The sequence below is a fragment of the Acidobacteriota bacterium genome (assembly GCA_016712445.1).
In the GTDB taxonomy this organism is placed as follows: Bacteria; Pseudomonadota; Alphaproteobacteria; order Caulobacterales; family Hyphomonadaceae; genus Hyphomonas.
Genome location: JADJRB010000001.1, coordinates 1,061,852 through 1,083,823, shown reverse-complemented (window position 1 = coordinate 1,083,823; position 21,972 = coordinate 1,061,852). Strand labels below are relative to the sequence as shown.

Annotated in this window: 25 protein-coding genes; 10 read left to right on the top strand and 15 right to left on the bottom strand. The window is 67.3% G+C overall.

The genetic code is table 11. From position 1 onward, the window contains the following. Positions 1–5: 5 nt before the first annotated feature. From IPK75_05610 to IPK75_05575, 8 genes are all read right to left on the bottom strand, one after another. Positions 6–2,882 (bottom strand): TIR domain-containing protein, encoded by a 2,877-nt coding sequence (locus tag IPK75_05610; protein MBK8197829.1) that lies wholly within the window; start codon positions 2,880–2,882, stop codon positions 6–8. Positions 2,883–2,963: 81 nt separating this feature from the next. Continuing rightward, positions 2,964–4,049: a DUF3419 family protein gene (locus IPK75_05605; GenBank protein ID MBK8197828.1), complete on the bottom strand. Its 1,086-nt coding sequence runs from the start codon at positions 4,047–4,049 to the stop codon at positions 2,964–2,966. Positions 4,050–4,051: 2 nt separating this feature from the next. After that, positions 4,052–4,852: a hypothetical protein gene (locus tag IPK75_05600; GenBank protein MBK8197827.1), complete on the bottom strand. Its 801-nt coding sequence runs from the start codon at positions 4,850–4,852 to the stop codon at positions 4,052–4,054. A gap of 53 nt (positions 4,853–4,905) precedes the next feature. After that, positions 4,906–6,168, bottom strand: coding sequence for a CoF synthetase (locus IPK75_05595; protein MBK8197826.1), 1,263 nt, complete (start codon positions 6,166–6,168; stop codon positions 4,906–4,908). After that, positions 6,165–6,944, bottom strand: coding sequence for an MBL fold metallo-hydrolase (locus IPK75_05590; GenBank protein MBK8197825.1), 780 nt, complete (start codon positions 6,942–6,944; stop codon positions 6,165–6,167). Before IPK75_05590 ends, IPK75_05595 begins: the two co-directional genes overlap by 4 nt. Next, the gene (locus IPK75_05585; GenBank protein MBK8197824.1) at positions 6,941–7,909 is read right to left on the bottom strand and encodes an NAD(P)-dependent oxidoreductase; all 969 of its coding nucleotides are present in this window, start codon (positions 7,907–7,909) and stop codon (positions 6,941–6,943) included. The genes IPK75_05590 and IPK75_05585 overlap by 4 nt, the downstream gene beginning before the upstream one ends. Positions 7,910–7,911: 2 nt before the next feature. Next, positions 7,912–8,955, bottom strand: coding sequence for a ketoacyl-ACP synthase III (locus tag IPK75_05580; GenBank protein ID MBK8197823.1), 1,044 nt, complete (start codon positions 8,953–8,955; stop codon positions 7,912–7,914). Between the two features lie 77 nt (positions 8,956–9,032). Beyond that, complete coding sequence (locus IPK75_05575) at positions 9,033–10,298, bottom strand: cytochrome P450 (GenBank protein MBK8197822.1); 1,266 nt, start codon at positions 10,296–10,298, stop codon at positions 9,033–9,035. Between the two features lie 142 nt (positions 10,299–10,440). Here IPK75_05575 and IPK75_05570 point away from each other — a divergent pair, with 142 nt between their 5' ends. The 3 genes from IPK75_05570 to msrB all read left to right on the top strand — a co-directional run bounded on the left by IPK75_05570 (position 10,441) and on the right by msrB (position 11,959). Then, complete coding sequence (locus IPK75_05570) at positions 10,441–11,064, top strand: hypothetical protein (GenBank protein MBK8197821.1); 624 nt, start codon at positions 10,441–10,443, stop codon at positions 11,062–11,064. A gap of 10 nt (positions 11,065–11,074) precedes the next feature. Then, entirely contained in the window at positions 11,075–11,386 is a 312-nt protein-coding gene (locus IPK75_05565) for a transcriptional regulator (GenBank protein ID MBK8197820.1), read from the top strand. A 63-nt stretch (positions 11,387–11,449) separates the two neighbouring features. Continuing rightward, the gene (gene msrB, locus IPK75_05560) at positions 11,450–11,959 is read left to right on the top strand and encodes a peptide-methionine (R)-S-oxide reductase MsrB (protein MBK8197819.1); all 510 of its coding nucleotides are present in this window, start codon (positions 11,450–11,452) and stop codon (positions 11,957–11,959) included. Positions 11,960–12,000: 41 nt separating this feature from the next. On the opposite strand, the gene IPK75_05555 is transcribed toward msrB, so the two are convergent. Genes IPK75_05555 through IPK75_05535 form a run of 5 tightly spaced genes read right to left on the bottom strand, consistent with a single transcriptional unit; the run spans position 12,001 to position 14,610 of the window. Further along, the gene (locus IPK75_05555) at positions 12,001–12,393 is read right to left on the bottom strand and encodes a hypothetical protein (protein MBK8197818.1); all 393 of its coding nucleotides are present in this window, start codon (positions 12,391–12,393) and stop codon (positions 12,001–12,003) included. Then, positions 12,390–12,725 (bottom strand): heavy-metal-associated domain-containing protein, encoded by a 336-nt coding sequence (locus tag IPK75_05550; protein ID MBK8197817.1) that lies wholly within the window; start codon positions 12,723–12,725, stop codon positions 12,390–12,392. Before IPK75_05550 ends, IPK75_05555 begins: the two co-directional genes overlap by 4 nt. Positions 12,726–12,750: 25 nt before the next feature. After that, positions 12,751–13,386 (bottom strand): hypothetical protein, encoded by a 636-nt coding sequence (locus tag IPK75_05545; GenBank protein MBK8197816.1) that lies wholly within the window; start codon positions 13,384–13,386, stop codon positions 12,751–12,753. 44 nt (positions 13,387–13,430) lie between these two features. Continuing rightward, complete coding sequence (locus IPK75_05540; GenBank protein MBK8197815.1) at positions 13,431–13,781, bottom strand: hypothetical protein; 351 nt, start codon at positions 13,779–13,781, stop codon at positions 13,431–13,433. Positions 13,782–13,827: 46 nt separating this feature from the next. After that, entirely contained in the window at positions 13,828–14,610 is a 783-nt protein-coding gene (locus tag IPK75_05535) for a 3-hydroxybutyrate dehydrogenase (GenBank protein ID MBK8197814.1), read from the bottom strand. Between the two features lie 105 nt (positions 14,611–14,715). Between IPK75_05535 and IPK75_05530 the strand changes: the two genes are divergently transcribed. The 7 genes from IPK75_05530 to IPK75_05500 all read left to right on the top strand — a co-directional run bounded on the left by IPK75_05530 (position 14,716) and on the right by IPK75_05500 (position 20,994). Beyond that, the gene (locus tag IPK75_05530) at positions 14,716–15,153 is read left to right on the top strand and encodes a DUF350 domain-containing protein (GenBank protein MBK8197813.1); all 438 of its coding nucleotides are present in this window, start codon (positions 14,716–14,718) and stop codon (positions 15,151–15,153) included. A 143-nt stretch (positions 15,154–15,296) separates the two neighbouring features. Continuing rightward, on the top strand, positions 15,297–16,001 hold the full coding sequence (locus tag IPK75_05525) for a trypsin-like peptidase domain-containing protein (protein ID MBK8197812.1): 705 nt from the start codon (positions 15,297–15,299) through the stop codon (positions 15,999–16,001). Next, positions 15,998–16,879: an orotidine-5'-phosphate decarboxylase gene (pyrF, locus tag IPK75_05520; GenBank protein MBK8197811.1), complete on the top strand. Its 882-nt coding sequence runs from the start codon at positions 15,998–16,000 to the stop codon at positions 16,877–16,879. The genes IPK75_05525 and pyrF overlap by 4 nt, the downstream gene beginning before the upstream one ends. A gap of 104 nt (positions 16,880–16,983) precedes the next feature. Beyond that, the gene (locus IPK75_05515; GenBank protein ID MBK8197810.1) at positions 16,984–19,140 is read left to right on the top strand and encodes a PQQ-dependent dehydrogenase, methanol/ethanol family; all 2,157 of its coding nucleotides are present in this window, start codon (positions 16,984–16,986) and stop codon (positions 19,138–19,140) included. Between the two features lie 86 nt (positions 19,141–19,226). After that, positions 19,227–19,562, top strand: coding sequence for a DUF2167 domain-containing protein (locus IPK75_05510; GenBank protein MBK8197809.1), 336 nt, complete (start codon positions 19,227–19,229; stop codon positions 19,560–19,562). 46 nt (positions 19,563–19,608) lie between these two features. Continuing rightward, on the top strand, positions 19,609–20,148 hold the full coding sequence (locus IPK75_05505; GenBank protein ID MBK8197808.1) for a hypothetical protein: 540 nt from the start codon (positions 19,609–19,611) through the stop codon (positions 20,146–20,148). Between the two features lie 36 nt (positions 20,149–20,184). After that, complete coding sequence (locus tag IPK75_05500; GenBank protein MBK8197807.1) at positions 20,185–20,994, top strand: sulfotransferase family protein; 810 nt, start codon at positions 20,185–20,187, stop codon at positions 20,992–20,994. Here IPK75_05500 and IPK75_05495 read toward each other — a convergent pair. Then, positions 20,984–21,658 carry a glutathione S-transferase gene (locus IPK75_05495; GenBank protein ID MBK8197806.1) on the bottom strand — a complete coding sequence of 225 codons (675 nt, stop codon included), beginning with the start codon at positions 21,656–21,658 and terminating at the stop codon, positions 20,984–20,986. The genes IPK75_05500 and IPK75_05495 overlap by 11 nt on opposite strands. Then, a complete protein-coding gene (locus IPK75_05490) occupies positions 21,655–21,951 on the bottom strand; it encodes a hypothetical protein (protein MBK8197805.1) in 297 nt (98 codons plus the stop codon). Before IPK75_05490 ends, IPK75_05495 begins: the two co-directional genes overlap by 4 nt. Between the last annotated feature and the right edge of the window lie 21 nt (positions 21,952–21,972).

Below are 21,972 nucleotides of genomic sequence, written 5' to 3'. Positions count from 1 at the left end.
CAGGCTCAGTCCGTTGCAGCGACGCCGGCGCAGACATCGCGCGCGGAAACCGGCCACTCTGCGGCCAGCAAGGCGTCGGTCTCTATCTCGAGGTCCGAAAAGCGCCGGCTTGAGGCGCTCAGGAGGTGCGTGCAGGCGTCAGCGGCCAGCTGGTCCCAGGCCTGCGTCTGACGCGCGACATCCCAGATCCGCAAGGTGCCATCGCTGCTGGCCAGCACCAAACGGCTGCCATCCGGCGAGAACGTGGCGCTGCGCACATCACCGCCGAAGCCCGGCAGGGTGATGAGAAGCCGCCCGTCGGCTGCGTCCCAGATATTCGCGGTCTGATCGAGGTTGGCGGTGGCGATGCGCGTACCGTCCGGCGAGAATTGCGCGCCGGACACGTTACCCTTGAACGCCTCAAGCGTGACGAGCACGCGGCCGGTGCTGGCGTCCCAGACCCGCGCCGTGCCGTCATCGCTGCCGGTGACGATGCGCCGGCCGTCGAGCGACCAGGCCGCGGCGCCGACGCTGCCCGAATGGCCGGCAAGCTCCAGCAGGAGCGCGCCCGTGTCCGCGTCCCAGATCCGGGCGGTGCGGTCGTGACTGGCGGTGACCACGCGGCGGCCGTCCGGCGAGAATTCGGCGCCCCGCAGCGTGCCCGCATGGCCTTCCAGGGTCAGTTCGAGTTCGCCGCTCGCAGCGTTCCAGAGACGGGCGGTCTGGTCTTCGCTGGCGGTGACGATCCGGTCGCCCGTCCGCGAATAGGACGCACTCGTCACCGGCGCTCCGTGTCCGGACAGTTTGAGCAGGACCGTCCCCCGCCGCCAGTCCCAGACTTTTGCGATGCCATCTTCGCCGGCCGAGACGACCCGGTCTCCGTCCGGCGAGAAGGCCACCCCGAACACCTTTCCGGCATGGCCATCGAGGCGCGCGAGGCGTGCGGGCGCGCGCGCGTCCCAGACCTGCACGACTCCATCGTCGCCGCCGGCCACGAGCATCGTGCCATCGCGCGAAAACTCGGCGAAGGCCACTGCGCCGTCAGCGGCCGCGAGCGTTGCGGCGAGCCGGCCCTGCGCGCGCCATACCTTTGCAGTTCCGTCGTCGCTGGCAGTCATCACCAATTGGCCATCGGGAGAGAATGCGCCCATGCGGATGCGGTCCGCGTGGCCGAGCAGCGTGCGGGCGAGTTCGCCTGTCCTGGCGTTCCAGATCCTTGCCGTCGCATCATTGCTCACGGTCAGAAGCAGTGCGCCATCGTCCGAGAACCGGACAGCGCGGACGGTACGCTTGTGGCCGGACAACACGGCTATGAACCGGCAGGTCCTCGCGTCCCAGAGGCGGGCCGACGCATCCCCGCTGGCGGTCGCCACGACGCGGCCATCCGGCGAAAAGGCGGCGCTCAGCACGGTGTCGGTGTGCCCGCTCAGTGTGCATGCGGTCTGGCCTGTTCCGGCATTCCAGATCCGTGCGGTATGGTCAAAGCTGGCGGTGACGATCCGCTCGCCATCCGGTGAGAAGTCTGCATCGTAGACGGGGCCGCCATGTCCGGTCAGTGTACGGATGAGGGCGCCGTCTGATGTGCGCCAGACCTGCGCGAGGCCATCATCCTGCGCCGTCAACACGCGCGCGCCATCGGGCGAGAAGACAGCCTTCCAGACCGGCACGCCGATGTCCGCCAGCTGTAATAGCGGCTTGCCGTCTGCGGCGTCCCACACCCTGGCCGTCCCGTCCCGGCTGGCGGTTACTGCCAACGCGCCGTCCGGCGAGAACGCCGCCGTCAGCAAGGGCTGCACATGTCCCGACAGGACAATGGGCGCATCCGCATCGTCAAGGTTCCAGATGATCCCTGTGCCATCCTGGCCTGCAGTGAGGACCCGGCGTGCATCTGGCGAGAACACGCCGCTGTTGACCCTCTGCGTATGTCCTTCAAGCGTTTGCACCAGCGCGCCTGTCTGCGTGTCCCAGACCCGCGCGCGTCCGTCATCGCTGGTGGTCAGCGCGAGCCGGCCTTCGGGCGAGAAGGCGGCTCCGTAGACGGCGCCGCCGTGCTGGAGGGGCGGGAGCGACTCGCCGGCCTGGAACATCACGGCGCCGAGCGCGGCGCGGTAGCTTTCGGCATGCTTGGCCGAGAGCTGCATGCCCGCCAGCGCATAGCGCGCGGCGGCGAGTGTGTCTTCGTCGTCCAGCTTCTGCCAGGCGCGCTCGGCGAAGAAGCCGGCGAGGTTGTCATGCGCCAGGCGCTCGTTCTGGCGCGCCTGAAGGCCGAGGGTGACGGCCGCCGCAGCGAGCAGGCCGAAGACGCCCGCCAGTCCGGCGAGGCCGGCCACGAGGCGCCGCTGCCGGGCTTCGCCGCGGCGCCGGTCGCGCTGCCAGAGTTCGTCGAAGCTGATGTCCAGCAGGCCAGCCGCCAGCCGGGCGACGGCGCGGTCCTTGCCGTCCTTGCGCACGTCAAGGCCAAGCGGCTCGATCGGCAGGTCCAATGGGTCGTCGGGATTATAGGCCCGCCGGAAGGCGGCCGGAAAACACTCCGTCTCCGGATCACCGGAATTCGGAACGCCGTCGATGATGAACGCGAACACCTTGCCGCCGGCGCGGCGGCGACGAAAGCGCTCGATCTCGGCGACGACCCAGGGCGACTTCGCCGACCTCGGTGAACAGATGACGATCATGCTCTCCGACGCGTCGATGGACCGCTCGACCACTTCCGCGATATCGGCGGCGGCTGCCATCTCCTCGTCATCGCGGAAGAAACGGCCCAGCCGCGCACCGGCAGGCAGGCTGCTGTCGGCATCGGCCGGGATGCGGTAGCCTTCGAGCCAGCCATGCAGGCGCTTGCCCCAGGCTTTGTCCTGCTGGGAATAGCTTATGAATGCACGGTAGGTCTTCGCATCGCCGGTCATGTGCTCAGCTTCAGCGCCCCAGTCTCCCAACCCCGGACAGCCTAGAAGGAGCGCGGGGGGAAGTCGAGGCGCCGGGCTTGTTCAGGTGCCGGGCAGGAGGGTGCCGCACCGGATGTCATAGATGATCGCCCGGTCGCTGCGGGTGAGGGCGGCGCTTTGCGCGTGATCGGGGGCGAGATGCGCGGCGATCGACGGGCCGGGTGTGACCGGGTTCATGAAAACGCGTTCGCAATAGCGCGCGCCCGGCTCCGCTGATGCAAGGACGCCTGCCCAGCAGGCGTCGTAAGCCGCCTGTCCACAATAGGACCCGAAGTCGGAGAGGGAGAACGCATCGAACGGCCCGAGACCGGATGGGCCGAGGGAAGCGAGATCCTGGTCGGCAATGACGATCCGGTCGAGCCGGGTGCGCACGGTGTCGAGATTCGGTCGCCGGAGATGCAGGGGCAGGGCGCCCGTGGCCGTGTGCCGGCCTCGAAAAAGCAGGGTCGCGAAGTCTGAGTCCCGAAAGAAGAAACTGGCCGAGGCGCGCCGGAACAGGTCTGTCAGCCGCGCCTCGCTTTTCGCTGGCGGCGGCAGGAATGCGCCGCCCGGTTCGCCGACAATGCGTGTCCAGAACCAGCGCCGGGACAGGAGCCGTACCGCGCCGTGCCAGACCGCGTCGTCAAACCGGCCGCGCCATATCGCGGCCTGCGCCTCGAGCGTCGGGGCATCAAACAACGCGTCGATGGCCGCGCCGCGCATGGTGCGGTTGCCGATGGCGCCGAGCCGCAATACGCGCTCCCATCGCCCCGCATGCCAGATGCCGGACCGGATGGCGCCCATCCGGTCGCCCCAGTACGCGCGCGAGGCCGGCGGCAAGGCGCGCGACACCTCTGCGAACAAGGCGGCACGGTGACTCGAAGGCGACAGGCCAAGGAAGGCGTAAAGCGCGTCGTCATCCAGCACGCGATAGGCCGCCATCTTCAAGCGCAGCAGCTCGTTCTGGGCCGGGTTGATGTCGATCGACGTGATGCGGGCAGGGTTTGCGAGCAACAGGTCGAGCGGCCGAGCGCCGCTCGCGGTCAGGCAGAGCACATGGTCGTCGGGGCCGAGGTCCAGCGCAGCGAGTTCGGTGGCGCCGTCCTCGTTGGCGGAGGTGAAATTCAGTGTGCGGCCGAAGTTCGACATCGTCAGACCTGCAGCGCAACGCTGAGCGCCGCGGGCAGGGGCGCGCGACCCATCAGGATGGCATTGATGCCGGGGCGAAGGATGTCTTGCGGCGCGAACGTCAGCGGCGCGCCTGCGTGCGCGGCACGGTTGACTGCAATCAGTTCGAGGATGCGCCGGTCTTCGGCAAAGATGCGCAGGAAGAAGACGCGCAGCGCTGCGAGCTTCAGGCGGGACAGCGTGCCTGTGCCTGGCACGGCAAGGGTTGCGGCAACATAGGTCTGGTCGGCCGACATGGGTGTCAGCCAGAAGCGGGCCGAAAAGACGCGGCGCGATTGATCCGTATACGTGACTTCCGCGATGGAGGGGGCACGGAAGGTATCTGTGATCGTGTAGCGGTTGGCGCCCAGAAGGCGGGCGCCCCAGCCGCTCGGTGCCGCGCCTGGGGCATAGGTTGCTGCAATCCAGGACTCGCCACTGGCCACCCGCGCGGTGACGGCCCGGCGGGCGCCCGGACGGCGAAGGTATCCTTCATGCACGACGCTCGTGTGCGTGGTGTCGAGAATGTTCTCGCCCACATCACCGAGGCCCGCCCTGACGGTCCCATCAAGTATGAGCTGCCGGCTCGGCCCGGCGATCAGCGGTGTACACGCTGGCAGATCGCCTGCGTCCTCGCCTGTGGGCGCGAATATCCATCCATCGCGCTCTGCCGCCGGCCGCGGGGTGCCGGTCAGCGCGCACGCGGCGTGTATGCGGCCGCCGTCCTGCCTCGACAGTGACAGCGGATCGCCGGCGAGCATGCGCGCGATTGGCGCGCGCTGCATTGCGGCCGCCCGCATCAGCGGATACCAGCCGGGAAGAACGTGCACGCCGGGGGTCACGCGGCGCCAGTCTCGCGGACGACCCGCCGCAGCTTGCCGCTCTTTGGTGGTGGCAGCGGCGCGATGGCCGAGGTGATGCGCGGCGCTGTCCCGTGCTGCGCGAAGATTGCCGCGAGGTTCGCCGCGGCTGCCGGCAAGTGCGGCGCGCAGGCCGGCGTCAGCACCAGCGACACGCTGTCCGGTGCTGTCTGGAAGACGCGGAAATCGTCAACCGCCCGTTCCGTGCCGACGATCGCGTTGCGGATGACATCCGGCGTCACGAGAACCCGCGCGCCGTTCGTGGTCGCGAGCGAGAACGTGTCATCGCATCGGCCGACAATTTCATCCACGCGCTGCAGGGGCGAGCCGCACGGGCAGGGCGTGTCGGACAGGCGCAGCAGGTCGTTCATCCGGTAACGGATCATCACCTGCGTGCGCCGCGTGAAATCCGTGACGAGCGGCGCCGCCAATCCGCCGGTTGGCTCCCACTCAAAGGCTGTGCAATCTTCGCAGAGATGCAAGGTGCCATGCGGGCAGGCGACCCCGAAGAGGCCTTCGGTCGCCATGTAGATCTCGCGCACGGTCACGCCGAAGCGTGCCTCGACCAGCCGGCGGTCCGGCGGGTCGAGCACTTCAGCACCCGAGAATACCTGGTCCGGCGAAAGCGCAAGGTCGGCTTCCGCAAGCGCGCGCAGGGCGTGCGGCGGCGCGACGAGTACGTTCGGCCGGAAGGCGGCAACGGCCGGGAACTGGTCTTCCAGCCCGTCCGAGAGGTCAAAGAATTTCAGCGCGAGCCGCCCGGATTCATTTGCAGCGTCGTAGAGGCGGCTGCCTCGCGGCAGCATCACGGCGACCCGGTATCGTTTCGACAACAAGTCCGGCAGCGCTTTCGCCAACAGAGTGCCTAGCCAGAGATAGCGCTCGCTGTCGCTCACTACGTAGAGGCCGCGATTGCCGCTGGTGCCGGTGCTCGCGCCGATACTGTATCGCCCTATGCGGCCCGTGCCGGTGAGAGCGTGCCAAGCCTCATCTGCGGTGATGGCCGGCACATTGTAGCGGTCGAATGCGGCCATCAGCGCCGCCTTGTCCATCACGGGAAAGTCCGCGAGCCGCTGCCCCGTGAGGCTGGCGTAGGCGCCGACCTTCGGCGCCGCCCGCGCGAGGAACTGCGCTAGCCTCCGGGACTGCCAGTCGAGCAATGCGGCCCGCGTGCGCAGCCGGGCGGCGCGCGCTTTCGTGCGCCAGAAAGCCGATAGCGTAAGCGCGAGCGCCATCGTCATGGGGGCGTTTCCGGATCATGGCACAGCACGATGCGCCCGCCGGCCTGTTCAAACGCATTGAGGCGCGCGGCCGTGTCGCGGCTGGCCGCAGCATCGTCGAGAATCCACCGGGCGGGCGCGCCGGGCGAGCGACGCTCGCGGATCGCTTGCGCGAGCCAGTCGGCGTCTCCGGCATACAGCACAGGTGGGTCCTGCCGCGCAAAGAGGTAACCCGTATGGCCGCGCATGTGTCCGGGCAGGGGGACCGCCAAGACCGCGCCATCCCCGAATACATCGCGCGCGGGGCCGAGGCCGAGCGGCGCCTCAACCATCGGCAGCGCGTCCAGCGGCGTCAGGCGCGCATGAAAATCATCCGGCAGCAGTTCGGCAAATACGCCGTGGCGGGTTCGGCCAAACCATCCGGCGTTCGCAAAATGCCGGGCCGCCGCAGCATCGCCGATGAGACGTGCGCCGGGATAGTCGCGCAGCGCGGATACGTGATCGCCGTGCAGGTGCGTCAGCAGCACAGCGCCGATCGCTTCGGCGCGGGCGGGCAAGGCATCGGCCGTCAGCCTGGGCTTCAGGATAGCGGCATACAGGGTCAAAGGCAGGGAGCGCGGCCCGCTCGTCACACGGCGGGAATAGCCGGTATCGATCAGGCAGGCGCCCGCCTGCGCATGAGTGAAACGTGCATAGCGTACGGCGAGGGAGATGCGGGTCCAGCGGCCGCCCTTCAGCACCAGTCGCTCCGGCACCGAGACGGTCGCGCTGTTTGGAAACGTCAGGTCACTGATCATGTGGCGCGCCCGAACGTGCGCGCGAGGCCTTCTTCGAACGCCACGCGCGGCCGCCAGCCGAGGGTCTCTCGCGCGGCGGTAAGATCCAGCGTCTGGGTAAAGGCGAAGAGGCCCGCGCCATAGGCGGTGACGCGCGGCTCGGGGCGGCGCGGATGCAGCCACGCAGCGGCTTCGAGCGTGCGGGCGGCGGCAAACATTGCTGCAGCCGGTATGCTTCGCCAACGCACAGGAACGCCGGCCCGGGTGGCGGCGGCTTCGACGATGCGGCGCACCGCCAGCGGTTGCCCGCCCGACACGTTGAACACGCGGCGCGGCAGGCCGGCCGGCGCAGCCAGCGCGGCGCGCACCGCGTTCACCGCGTCGTCAACGTGCGTCAGGTCTGTCTCGGCTTTACCGCCCCGGATCAAAGGCAGGGCCCCGGTCCCGGCGGCGCGGATGAGGCGCGGCAGCAACGCGGTGTCGCCGGCGCCATAAAGCCCGCGCGGCCGCAGGACGATGACGTCCAGATCGGTTGCCGACAGGGCCAGTTCTTCGGCTTTACGCTTGGTTGCGGCGTACGCGTTTACCGGCGCAGGCAGGGGCGCATCCTCTCGCACGCCCGGCTGGTCGCGGAAGCGGAAGTACAGGCTGGGCGTGGAGATGTGCACGAACCTACTGGCGCCGGCGGCGCGCGCAAATCCGAGTGCGTGGCGAGTGCCGTCCACATTCGCGGCATAAAAAGCGGTCTTCGGCGCCCAGGCCGAGGACAAGGCGGCGCAATGCACGACTGCGTCGACAGAACGTGCAGGCGTCGGGCCTCCGCGCGCCAGATCGTGCGCAACCGTAGCGGCGCCGAGCTTCTCAAGTGCGCGCAGCTTTTCGGCATCCCGGCCGAGTGCCAGTACGTCCGCGCCGTCTGCCAGCAATTGCCGCGCGAGTGCGCCGCCCAGGAATCCGGTTGCGCCGGTGATGGCCACCGTGCCCACGCCTAGGTCTCCAACAGCGCGCCCGCCAGCGACACGCCGGCCGAGGTGCCCACAAGCAGGATGCGCATACCCGGCCGAATCCGCCCTTCGCCCCGCGCCATGCCGAGTGCAACGGGGATTGAGGCGGCCACCTGATTTCCGATCGTCCGTACCCGGTTGAAAACCTTGTCCTGGGCAAAGCCGCCGCGCCGTATGATATGGGTCAAGGCGTGGGGGCTCGCCTGGTGCGGCACAACGAGGTCGATGTCCTTGCGCGTCAGGCCGGACTTGGCCAGCAGCCGGTCGAGAAAGCCGGGCAGGGCAGCCGCGGTGATCCGGTAGAGCGCCTTGCCGTCCATGCGGAAGTAGGCATTGCGTGCGAAGGCGTCCGGGTCCGCATGGAAGTCGATGCCGGTCCCGCCGGCAGCCAATGTGCAGGCGTCATAGCCTTCGGCATAGGTCTCCATGTGGAAGCCGCCGAAACGGGCACCGGCGCCGTCGCCGGTCGCCGCGCTGACGACGAAAGCGGCTGCACCGTCACCGAAGAGGCCAGCGGTGTCCGGTGCATCGTTCCAGGGCAGGGCGCGCGAGGCGATCTCCGAGGTGACCACGAGAACATGCCGCGCCCGTCCCGATGCGATCTGCAGCGCCGCCAGGTCGAGGGCGACCAGCGCGCTGAGACAGGTGGCGTTCACGTCATAGGCCGGGAAGGTCAGCGCGGCGCCGCCAAGCTCGCGCTTCACGAGCGCTGCCGTCGCCGGGATCGGTTGGCGGCCCACGGCTGCCCCGAACAGGAGAAGGTCCATGTCGGCGAGTTTCAGCCCCGCATCCTGCAACGCGGCCCGGGCGGCAGCTGCGCCGAGGTGCTCCTGCGTTTCGCCCGCGCCGGCGACTGGCCGGCTCGCCACGCCGCACGCCGCCTCCAGCCACCCGTCCGGCCGGCCAAGGCGCCGGTCGATGTCCGAGGACGTGAGCAGGGTTTCAGGCACGCAAATGCCAAGGCCGGCCACAACCGGGCTGGCAGCAGGCAGGACAGTGGTCGCAGTGCGCTCAATGTGAGTGAACATTTACGTATTATACTGCGCTTTTCAGCCGCGCGCAAGCGGCGCCGGCGCGGGCGGTAGAGCTGGATCTGGTTCCGATGTCAGGCCAGCGTCAGGCGCAGCTCGCGAAAGCCGACAAACCCGATCGTCGGCCGGTCGCGAATCGCAGGCGCGGCGAGCCGCATGCGCGGATAGCGCGAGGCGAGCAGGCGAAGCGCAATTTCGATTTCGAGCCGGGCAAGCGGCGCGCCCAGACAGGCATGCACGCCGCCGCCGAACGCGGCATGGTCACGCCGGCCCCTGCGGATACGAAAAGCGTGTGGATCCTCGAATGCGTCGGGATCCCGGTTGGCCGCCAGCAGCGACACGACCACAGCGGCGCCATGCCGGACGGGGCAGCCAAGGATCTCGCGGTCCTCCGGCACATACCGCGCCGCAATCGACACCGGCGGGCCGTAGCGCAGCAGTTCCTCGGTCGCCGGAACGGCCAGGTCCGGGTCTGCCACGAGCGCGGCCCATTCTTCCGGATGGGTGATCAGCGCGTGCAGGCCGTTGCCGATCACGTCCGCTGTGGTGAGGTTCCCGGCCAGCAGCAGGAGCAGCAGCAGGGACGAGATTTCGGAATCGCTCAGCCGGTCGCCGTCCTCACCTTCGGCTTGCAGGATGGCGGTCAGGAGGTCGGCGCGCGGCTGCCGGCGCCGGCGGGCGATCTCTTCGGCGAAATAAGCGTCGAGGCCGGCAAAAGCCGCGATCTGGCGCCTGTCTTCGTCCGGTGAACGCAGCGGATTGAACACGAAGATCAGGTCTTCGGACCAGGCCCGGAACTGCGGCATGTCCGAACGGGCAAAGCCGAGCATGTCGCCAATCACATAGATCGGGAAGGGCGCTGCAAATTCCGAAATCGCGTCGAAGTCCGGTTTGGCCGCGGCCTGCTCCAGAAGCCGCGCCGCGATCGCCTCGATATCCGCCCGCTTGGCCGCGATGGCCTTGGGCGTGAAGGCGCGGGATACTAGGCCCCGCACGCGCCGGTGCTCTGCGCCGTCCATGTAGAGCAGGTTGCCGTGCGGTTCCGGATCCAGCATGGCTGGCGGCGCGAAGACGCGGGCGAGCGAGCCGGCAGGCGTGGCGCGCGGGTCGCGCTGGTAGGTCGGATCGGCGAAGATCGCCCGCACGTCGGCCAGCCGGGTCAGGTAGAGGCCGCTCGGCGCCTCCGGAAAGTGGGCGTGCCGATGGATGTGGTGCGGTGCTTCGCGGCGCACCCGGTCGAGCAGTGGATGCGGATCGCGCAGGAAATCCGGATTGAGCTCAGTCAGCTCGAAGCCGTTCGGCAGAGGCGCGCAGTCGGGCACTGGTTTCGCGTTTGGCATGGCCATCCCCATAAAATACAAGCGCTAGTTGTATTTCAGGTCTGACGTATTCTCGCAATTGCAAATTCGCGAGCTTCAACAGGCTTGACGATCCAGCTCATCTCAATTACTTTGCAATTCAAAGTGCTTTAAGGAGATAGCGATGACCCACGCCAACACCCTCTCAAGCGACCTCGCCTATGTGCGTGACCTTGCTGAAGCCGGACAGAATGCGCCGCTGCTGGGCGGACGGTTCCTCGCCTGGTGGGGCGGGTTGATGACGTTCGCTTACCTAGGCCATTACCTGATCGCAACCGGCGCCGCCGGCGTCGGTATGGAAACGCTCTGGATCTGGTGGGTTGGCATCACGTCGCTGGGCCTCGCCGGCCAGTTCCTCATGCAGAAGCTGTTTCCGGCCAAGCCCGGCGCCTCGTCGCCCGGCAACCGGGTGCAGTCCGTCTTGTGGATGAGCGCGGGCTTCGCCCTGTTCGCTTACTTTGCCGGCGTCTTCGGCCGGGTTCTGGCCTTCGGCGAAGGTATTGAGGGCTTTTACTGGTCTGTGCCGATGGTAATCGGCCTTTACGGGCTCGGCCAGCTCGTCACCGGCCTGATTGCCGATCAGTCGGCATTGCGTTTCGCCGGCTTCGCCGCGCTCACGGGCTCGGCCGCGGCAGGTCTCCTGTCCGGTTCGGAATATGTCTGGCTGGTCGCCGCCGCCGTAGCCTTCCTCGCGGTATTTGCGCCCGGCGTTTGGATGCTGCGCCGCGAACCGGCAACCACCGTCTGAGGGCCGGCGCGTGAGCGAGGACAATCCTTTCGACCACAATGACATCGACGATGTCATCCACGGCCGGCTCCGGCTTGGCGTCATGGCCTACCTGTCGGCGGCCAGCCCGGCCATCTTCGGCGAGTTGCGCGACAAGGTCGGCGCGACGGATGGCAACCTTTCCACGCATCTGAAGAAGCTGGAGGAGGCCGGTTATGTCCGCCAGGAAAAGCGCTTCGTCGGCAAGAAGCCCCAGACCCGCGTTTTCCTGACCGAAACGGGCCGCGCGGCCTGGATCGCGTGGATCCAGCGCATGGAAGCGATCATGCGGGCGGCGGAATAGGTTTGGGCGCCGATCACGGCGAGTTGAGTTGAACCATCCTGCCGGTGCGTGCGTATAAGCGGCATGACAAACCCGCTTTTTTCCCGACGCCTGTTCCTGTTTTCTGCCGCTACGGCCGCCCTCGTCGCCTGTTCCGGCGGCGCACCGAAGGCGGCTGCCGCCGGTCCATCTCAGTACACGGATGATGACTGGCGCAAGCTTACCGAAGACGAGTGGAGAACCCGCCTGTCGCCTGCCGCCTTCGCCGTGCTGCGCAAGGCCGACACCGAGCGTGCCTTCACATCGCCGCTCAACGACGAGAAACGCCCTGGCACATTCCACTGCGCCGGGTGCGACCTGCCGCTGTTCTCGTCCGACGCCAAATTCAACAGCGGCACGGGCTGGCCAAGCTTTGCGGATACCTTGCCGGGCGCGGTTGGCACCAGCATCGACAAGAAGCTGTTCTATGCCCGCACCGAATACCATTGCGCCCGCTGCCTCGGCCACCAGGGGCATGTGTTCGAAGATGGCCCGGCGCCCACGGGCCTGCGTTACTGCAATAATGGTGTGGCCTTGACGTTCAAGGCGGCGTGAATGGCTGCCCCCTCGCCTGATTGGCTGAGGGGCAGACCGTTTCAGTAGAACAGCTTCGCCGCGAGGAAAGCGAAGAAGAAGCCGACCGCGTAGAGCGCAACGCTCAGTCCCCAGACGATCCAGCTGATACGCCGGGCACGGGCGCAGGCGTCGGCCTGTGCCTTGTCGGCCGGGCAGGGCAGGCTGCGCGCACGCCACTGCCAGGCGCCGGACACGGCGAGCAGAAGCCCCGCAACCCCGAAAACGACACCCTTGTGCTTGCCGAGCCAGGTGATCTGCGGCACCGCCTCGATCAGTCCGGCCATCACGGCGCCGGCCCCGATACTGACGAGCAACGCCGGCAAGGCGCAACAGATCAGTGTGCCGGTGGAAGTGAACAGCGTCAGGAAGGCCGGCAGGGTGCTGGGCGGCCTGATTTCATCCGTATCCGTCATTTCGCGGCATTCCTGTCGATCGATACGAGCGAATAGCCCGACTTGCGGATCAGCTTTTCGATGGCCGCATCGTCCATCGACTTGCCGGGTTTCAGGTCGATGCGGACTTCTCCCTTGTCGAGGTTCACGTAGACCTTCTGGACGGCATCTTCCTTGCCGAAGGTCTTGCGGATCGACTGGGCGCAGAAGTCGCAGACGAGGCCGTTGACCTTGGCGACGAGGATTTCTCCCGCGCCAGCCTCCATTGCGGATGCCTCCGGAGGCGTTGCAAGCGCGGCCGGCGCCGCGACGGCGACAGCGGCGGCGACCATGAGTGTCTTGATCAGTTTCATGTCTCTTGTCCTTTTGTTCAATGTATCAGAAGCGCCACACCCAATTGAGCAGGAATTCCTCCTCCTCAAGCGTGTAGCCGGCCTCAAGCAGGAAAGGTCCCTGAAACAGGCGCACGAGCGGTGTCAGGGTTACGGGTTCGTCCGCCTCCGGATTATTGTCGACCTGCAGCATGAGCCAGGTATGCAAGTCGCCAAACTCCGCCACATAGGGCGCGGCCCCGATCCGGGCCGAGTGCGAAACGCTCTCGTCCGGGCCGAAGTCGCGCGCGCGCACGTCGTACGAGACGAACAGGCGGCGCGTTTCCCAATCGGCCGCGAGACCGGCAAAACTTGCCAGCTCGGCATCTCCCCCCTCGAACGGGTCGGCCACGCCGGCCCCGAGCTTGAAGTAGACGTTGCCCTGGCTTTGCGGGGCATTCCATCGGCGCACGAGCCGGTTGTATTGCAGGCCAGTGAATGTCTGGTCCATGTCCCAGTTCTGCTCGACGTAGAGGCCGATGGAGTCGGTGGCCGTCGGGGAGTAGTGGGCGTGAAGGGATGAATACATCCCGTTATTCTCCTGCATCAGTGTCCAGCCGCCCGCATAGGAGACGGGCCGGGCGCTGGCAGGCGCGGCAACTGCTGCGAGGGCAAGCCCTGCAACAAGGTATCTGGGCGGCATGGTGCCGGTCCTTCTTTCCGAAGTTGATCCGATCCGTGAACGGATCAGGCCTTCGGTGGGCGGGGCTCCGGGAGCACAGTGCGCGAAGCGGCGCGCGTATCCAGCGGGAAACTGGTGGGGCGCGCAAAGGTAAAATCGGCGGGCACGGGCGAATCGAGCGCCGGCAGGGCGGCCAGGACCGCAGGGCAGCAACAGTCGGTTGCCTTGTCCGGTGCGGCGGGCAATTCGGGCGCGGCGTCGTCAGGTACCGCCATCATGTCGCAGTGCGCATGATCCATCACCGCCGCCGCCTCGGGCGCCTCTACCGGCATGTCGCACGGGCCAGCATGCGCCGACAGGGCACTTGCGGCCATCAGCCAGAGGCCAAGGCAGAGGATCAGGGTGCGCTTCAGCATCGCGGTCTTATAATGGGGTTGCCGGCCAAAACCGTCAATCAAGCCATTACTGCGCGGTCCAGCCGCCATCGATCGACAGTTCGGCGCCGTTGATGGCATCTGCCGACGGGCTGCACAGGAACGCGGCAAACCCGGCAATCTGCTCGACCGTCACGAATTCCTTGGTGGGCTGGGCGGCCAGGATCACGTTCTTCACCACCTCGTCACGGGTCATGCCACGCGCCTTGGCGGTGTCGCCGATCTGCCCGTCGACCAACGGCGTGTGGACATAGCCCGGGCAGATCAGGTTGGCGCGCACGCCGTGTTCGGCGCCTTCAAGGGCGGTGGTCTTGGTCAGGCCCGACAAGCCGTGCTTGGCCGCGACATAGGCGGCCTTGTAGGGGGAAGCGACCTTCGCATGCGCCGATCCCATGTTGAGGATCCGGCCCCATGTCTTCGATTTCATGTAAGGCAGGGCGAGCCGTGTCGTATGGAAGGCGCTCGACAGGTTGAGGGCGATGATCAGGTCCCACTTGGCGACCGGGAAATCCTCGAGGGGAGAGACGAACTGCGTGCCCGCATTGTTGACGAGGATGTCCACGCCCCCGAAGGCCTTCGCCGCGTCCGCCATCATCGCTTCGATCGCGTCCGGCCGCGTCAGGTCGGCGCCGGAAAACGTGACCTTTACTTTATGATCCGTTTCGAGATCGGCGCGAAGCGCTTCGATTTCCTTCGCGTCGCCGAAACCGTTGAGGATCACATTGGCCCCGTCAGCGGCGAGGCGGGCGGCGATGGCCTTGCCGATCCCGCTGGTCGAACCGGTCACGAGGGCGATCTTACCCTTGAGCATGCGTGTGTCTCCTTTAGGGGCGAGAGGGCAGTGGGTAGGCACGACGGGGCGCTCTGGCAACCCTGTGACCTGCTCTGCCCGCAGAATTGAGAGGACTTGCCTATGATGCCGTTTGGTGGGGAAATCAGTGCCTTCGACGCGGCCTTTCCCAGATTCCTGATGTCCACCGGCGCGGCCGGCCTGATGTTGCTGCTGGCCTCCACGATCTATGTCCTTTTGACTCCGTGGAAAGAGCTGTCGCTGGTGCGCTCGGGCAATACCGCTGCCGGGGTGGCGCTCGGCGGCGCGGTCGTCGGCCTCGCGATCCCGATTTCTTCCACGCTTGCATCATCCATGACCCTTCCGGGCCTGCTGATCTGGGGCGCCATCGCGCTGCTGATGCAGCTCATCGCCTACCGCGTCGTCGACCTCATCTTGCGCGACATCCCCGGCCGCATCGCGAATGACGAGATCGGCGCGGCCACCTTGCTGGCGGCGGCCAAGATATCGACTGCCATGATCCTCGCTGCAGGCCTATGGGACCCGGTGCTGCAGAGGCTATAATCCCCCGTATGCGATCCTTCGACCTGCTCATCTATCTCGGCGCGCTCGGCCTCATGCTGGCCGTGATCTTCGCGCTGTCGCCGGACGCCGACGCACCTGCGCCTGCGCCGGAAACCGAGTTCGAACGCGAGTTTGCCGAAGAGATGGGCCCGCTTCTGCCGGATGCCTCGCCGCTCGATGAACTCGTGCTGGTTCAGGTCGGCGAGCCGCAGAACGGCGTCGGAACCGCCTTCGCTGTCAATTCCAGCGGCGACTGGCTGACCGCCCGCCATGTCGTCGAAGGCTGCGCCAAGGTCACGCTGATGGTGGCGCCGGGCAATTTCGTGCCGGTCGCACGCATCTCCATCGACGAAGATCACGACCTTGCCCTGCTGTCGACCGGGCGCAGCCCGTTCCCGGTCTCGCTGGCGCTCGACGCGCCGATGCGGGTAGGCACTGAAGGGTTCGCCGTCGGCTACCCGCAAGGCGAACCCGGCGAGCTTGCCACCCGGCTCGTTGCCCGCTCGCGTCTTGTCACGCGCGGCCGGCGCGAAGCCGAAGCGCCGATCCTCGCCTGGGCCGAAATCGGCCGCACCGAGGGTCTCGAAGGCACGCTCGGCGGCATATCCGGCGGGCCGATGTTTGATTCCAGCGGCGCGGTGCGCGGTGTGATCCTCGCCGAAAGCCCGCGCCGTGGCCGGATCTACACGACCGCGCCGCAATCGGTGGAAGCCTTCCTCACGAAGCTCGGCATTCCGCTTGAGCCCGGCCCGGCGGAAAGTTTCGAACTGTCGGGATATGGCACGCCTTCCGACAACGCGCGGCGCAGGCTACAGGTCGTGAAAGTGACCTGCGAGGTAACGCCATGAGCGATTTTGCGACCCGGCTGACCGAAGGCGTACGCCGCCACGGCCCGCTCTGCGTGGGAATCGATCCGCATGCCGGCATGGTGCCCGCCCTGTTCGGCGGCGATACCGCGCGCGGCCTCGAATACTGGGGCAGGGCGCTCGTCGAGGTGGCGGCCGGAAAAGTCTCGGTGGTGAAACCGCAGGTCGGCTTCTTCGAACGCCTGGGCCCCGGCGGCATGGCCGCCCTCGCTGCGGTCACCCGCGCTGCGCGCGATGCCGGCCTGCTGGTGCTGATGGATGCCAAGCGCGGCGATATCGGGTCGACCGCCGAAGGCTACGCCGAAGCCTTCCTCGGTGCCGGCGCCTTCTTCGAAGCCGACGCGGTCACCGTAAACCCCTACATGGGCCTCGATACGCTCGAGCCGTTTGCCAAGCGCGCCGAGGCGAACGGCAAAGGTGTGGTCGTGCTGGTGCGCACCTCGAACCCCGGCGCCGCCGACTTCCAGATGCTCGATACCGGCGGCGAGCCGCTGTACATCCGCGTTGCCGAAGCCCTCAAGCCGCTGACCGAACGCCTGATGAGCCCGTGCGGCTGGTCAAACCTGATGATGGTGGTTGGCGCCACGGCACCGGAAGAAGCCCGGCGCGTCCGCGCCGCCGCGCCGAAGGCCCTGTTCCTCGTGCCGGGGTATGGCGCGCAGGGTGCGGTCCCTGGCGAGGCGATGGCCGGTCTGGTCAGGCGGGGCAACCATACCGAAGGCGGCGTCATCAGCGCCTCGCGCTCGGTCAATTTTCCGAAAGCGGCGGAAGGCGCGCGCGATGTTGCCCGCTGGCAGGCCGCCGTCGAGGCCGCGCTGATGGCGGCGCGCGACGAGTTGCAGGCCGCTGCGGTCGCCTGACGCTGGCGCTGCGTCACGCCTCGACATTGCGGCGTGAAGGTCTAGTCTGCCCGCCTGCAGATCCCGCCGCTTGTCAGGCCGGGGCGCGGTTCGGGAGGCACCACATGAACATCAGGACTTGGCGCAGCTGGGCAGGCCCGGCGCTACTCGCGGGCGCGGCTCTCGTGCTGGCCGCCTGCGGCGATCGCGGCCCGAAGGTCGCGCAGCCACAAGGTTTCGCAGCGGTCGATACCGCGCGCATTTCCACCGCCAGCGGCGGCGACGAATGGCTCACCTATGGCGGCACGTATGACGAGCAGCGCCATTCCAAGCTGACGCAGGTAAATACCGACAATGTCAGCCAGCTCGGCGTTGCCTGGACCTACGACCTCGCCACCAACCGCGGCGTCGAATCGACCCCGATCGTCGTCGACGGCACGATGTACGTCACTTCCGCCTGGTCGGTCGTCTATGCGCTCGACGCCAAGACCGGCGCCGAGAAGTGGGTCTACGATCCGGAAGTCGACAAGGCGGTCGGCGTGAAGGCCTGCTGCGATGTCGTCAACCGCGGCGTCGCCGTCTATGACGGCAAGGTCTATGTCGGTGTCATCGATGGCCGGCTGGAAGCCCTGAACGCCGAAACCGGCGAGAAGGTCTGGAGCACGGTGACCGTCGACCAGTCGCTGCCCTACACGATCACCGGCGCGCCCCGCGTCGTGAATGGCAAGGTGCTGATCGGCAATGGCGGCGCCGAACTCGGCGTGCGCGGATACCTCTCCGCCTACGATTCCAGCTCGGGCGATCTGGTCTGGCGTTTCTACACCGTCCCCAACCCGCTGAAACAACCCGATGGCGCAGCCTCCGACGATGCCTTCGTCAAAGTCGGCAACGTCACCTGGGGCGATGAAGGCGCCTGGACCACGGATGGCGGCGGCGGCACGGTCTGGGACTCGATCGTCTATGACGAGGTCAACGACCAGATCATCTTCGGTGTCGGCAACGGCTCGCCGTGGAACCGCAATTTCCGCGACCCGTCCGGCGGCGACAACTTGTTCCTGTCCTCCATCGTGGCGGTCGACGCCAATACCGGCGCCTACAAATGGCACTTCCAGACCACGCCGGGCGACAACTGGGACTATACCGCCACGCAGACCATCATCCTCGCGGACCTGCCGCTCGGCGAGAACGGCGCCAGCCGCCGCGTCGCGATGCAGGCCCCGAAGAACGGCTTCTTCTACGTGCTCGATGCAGCAACCGGCCAATACCTGTCGGGTGATGCGTTCGGTCCGATGAACTGGGCGACCGGCCTCGATGCCAAGGGCCGCCCGATCGAGAACCCGGAATCGCGGTACGGCAAGGCGCCGTTCCAGCAGCTGCCCGGCCCCCTCGGCGCGCACAACTGGCAGCCGATGGCCTTCAACCCGGATACCGGGCTTGCCTACATCCCGGCGCAGGAAATCCCGCAGGCCTATGCCGAGGATCCGCGTTTCACTTCGCGTCCGACCGGCTGGAATACGGGCATCGACTTCGCCGCCGGTATTCCCCCGATTGCGCCGCCGGAAGTTGCGAAGATGCTGCGCTCGACCCTCAAGGGCCGCCTCGTGGCCTGGGACCCGGTCGCCCGCAAGGCACGATGGAGCGTCGAGCACGACAACGCCTGGAACGGCGGCGTCCTGTCGACCGCGGGCGGCCTCGTCTTCCAGGGCAAGTTGAACGGCGACTTTGTTGCCTACAATGCGGCCACCGGCGAAAAGCTGTGGAGTCATCCGCTCAAGTCGGGCGGCGCGTCCGGCCCCGGCACCTATACGATCGACGGCGAACAATACGTCACCATCACCACCGGCTGGGGCTCGGCCTTCGCGCTCGCCGGCGGGTTCGGATATGACGAGAAGGTGCCCTCGATGGTCGGGAAGGTGGTCACCTTCAAGCTTGGCGGCACGGGCGAGATCGCCGATTCCGGCCTGGCCCCGATCGAGAAGACCGCCAAGGCGCCCGCCTTCGGCAGCCTCACGATGATTTCCGAAGGTGCGGTCCACTATGCTCGCAACTGCGCGGTCTGCCATGGTCCGCTCGCCGTCTCGTCGGGCGTGCTGCCGGACCTGCGCTGGTCTGCGATCACCGGCAACAAGGATGCGTTCAAGGGCGTCGTGCTGGACGGCAACCTCGCCGCCAACGGCATGGTTTCCTTCGCGGACTATCTGACGCCGGACGAAGCCGAGGCCATCCGCGCCTATGTGCTGACGCAGGCCCACGCGGCTACGGATGCCGGCGGCGGCAACTGACGTCCGGCGCAGCCTGACCCTGCAGCTGCCCGCACTCAGGCCGAGTGCGGGCAGTTTGCGTTTGGCGGGCCAACTTCCGGATTGAAATGCGGCCGCGCGTGGTGCACGGCTCCACTTCAGGGCGCTGGGGGTGTCACCATGACGGGCTGGACGCCGTGCGCGCCGCAGCGCCAGACGTGCTGGCCACCGCGGCTTTCAATGCCGGCCAGACCTATTCGGACTTCCAGGAAGGCGACAAGACCGCCGGTTATGGCGTTGCGGCGCTGATCGCAGGCGGCGCCGGGGTGGCGGTGCTCAAGAAGACCGGCCTGCTGGCGATCCTTCTCGTCTTCCTCAAGAAGGCATGGATCCTGATTCCGATCGTCTTCGGCGGCCTCTGGCAGGGCATCAAGCGGCTGTTCGGCGGTCGCGGACAGGCCTGATCGTTTTCGAATGGCGCGCCGGCCGCAGGCAGCGTAGTCTGCGCGCATGCATATCCTGCTTGGTCTCATAACCATCCTGGTCGCCATCGGCGTCTGGCTCTGGCGCCTGCAGATGGCCAAGCGCGGTTTCGATGCGGCGGCCGATGTCGTGCAAACCGTTGCGAACGCGCCTCGCCGCCTCGCCTTCAAGTACAAGGCCGGCAAGGGCGGCCTCGACCTGATCACCGATCCTCGCGAGGCGGCGGCCATCATGATGATGCAGGTCGCACTCGCCCGCGGCGCGCCTTTGTCGGCCGGGCAGGGCGAGGCGATCGAAGCCGAGATCATCGCGGCTTTCGAATTCACGCCGGTCGAGGCGGAAAACCTTGCCGCCCATGCGGCCTGGGTCTGCCAGACGGCGCCGCCGGCGCGCGAGACGATGACCCGGCTCAGCAAGCTGATTGTCAGCGCCTCCAATCTTGGTCCGAAGGAAGTCGTCGATCTCGACGCGATGCTGGTGGCGGTGTCGGAGGCCGAGGGCGTGCCCACCCGTCCGCAACTGGCGCTGCTCCAGGTCTACCGCGACATGGCTGGTCTCAAGACCTGATCTTGCGCCGCTCCGGGCGCTGGTCTACGCGGGGCCATGACCTATGCGGCGCGCGTCTGGAACGATAACTGGATGAACTTCTCCGTGCTGCGGCACGGTGCGTTCGACGGTTTCCTCGTCACCTCGAAAAACTCCGGCACCCATTGGGTGAAGTACATGTTCGCGGTGGCGCTGGCCGACACTTACGGCATCGAGCGGCCGGCCTACTTTTCCGAGAATGCCGTGCGCCCGTATATCGGCTGGCCGAAGGATGCGCCGGTCCATCCGCAACTGCCACGCCTCGCGTTCAGCCACACGATCCCGCACCGCCTCGCCGACTGGGGTTGGGCGCGCCGCCTCGGCCGCCTGCCGCCGTATGCGCTGTGCATCCGCCACCCGATGAGCATTCTCGCCTCGCACCATGCCAAGTGGGAATACGATATCCAGGTCGACTGGCTCGAGTACCTGCGCGGCGATCCGGACGGAAAGCGCTACCGCTGCGACCTCTTCTGGCTTGCGCGCTTCTGGAACCGATGGGGCGAAGTGGAGCAGCGCTTTCCCGCATCCATCCTGCGCGTCCAGTACGAGCAGACGCGCGCCGATCCGCGCGGCACGCTGGAGGCCATCGCGCGCCACTGGGGAATCAGCCTGACGCCGGCCGCGCTCGACGCGGCGGTGGCCGCCGGCACCAAGGAGGCGATGGCTGAGAAGGTCGATCCGGACGCCGAGCCGAACGTGCTGCAGAACCGCCAGCAGTCCCTGACGGACCTGTTCAGCGGCGAGGCGATGGACATATATGCCCGCATCGTGCGCGCGCACTTCCGCCACGACCTCGGCTACGACCTGATGCGGCCGCCTACGGTTTGACGAATCCGCTGGAGCGTCCGTCGGGTCCGTACCGGATCCACCACGGCTCCTGCTTTGCCTGCGCTTCCAGCGTCTGGAACAGCGGGTCTTCCAGCACGGCCGCTGCATACGCCGCTGCCGCGCCGCTGAGCGGCAATCCATAGGTGCGGAACCGCGTCACGACCGGAGTGTAGAAGGCATCTGCCGCCGACCAGGCGCCGAACAGGAAAGGTCCGCCCTCGCCAAACCGCTCCCGCAGGCCGCTCCACATGGCCTGAAGGCGCGCGATGTCGGCTTCTAGCGCGGCGGTCATCTCGGGCGCCGCTTCGCGTGCGCGGATGTCCATCGGACAGGCACTGCGGATCGCGCTGAAGCCGGCATGCATTTCGCTGCACACGGCCCGCGCCACGGCCCGGCGCTCAGGATCCAGCGGCCAGACTTCGCCGGGCGGCGCCCATTCGGCGATGAATTCGACGATCGCGAGGCTTTCCCAGATCTCGAAGCCGTCCCAGCGCAGCAGCGGAACCTTGGCGGTCGGGCTGATCGCCTTCAGCTGCGCGGTCGTCTCGGGAAAGTCGAGCGGCACGATGACTTCTTCCACCGGCAGGCCAACCTTGCGCGACACCAGCAGCGGCCGGATCGACCAGCTCGAATAGTTCAGGTTGCCGGAAACGAACTGCCTCATTGCGGCTTTCCTTCGCCGATAGCCCAGCGGGTCTCGTTGATCGTCACGCGGCCGAACACGCCGGCCTTCGAATAGGGGTCCTCGGCATTCAGTGCCTTGGCCGCCGCCAGGCTGTCCGCCTCGATCAGGAAAACCGAGCCGACCATCTTGCCGTCGGCGTCGAGCAGCGGGCCGGCCATCCGGACAACCGGGCCAAGGCCGCTGGCCCATTCCAGGTGTGCTGGCCGGGCTGCCGCGCGCCGGGCCGCGCCGTCGGTTTCATTGTCGAGGCAGTGGAGACAGAACAGACCCATATGGCACCTCCGGAAGTCTGA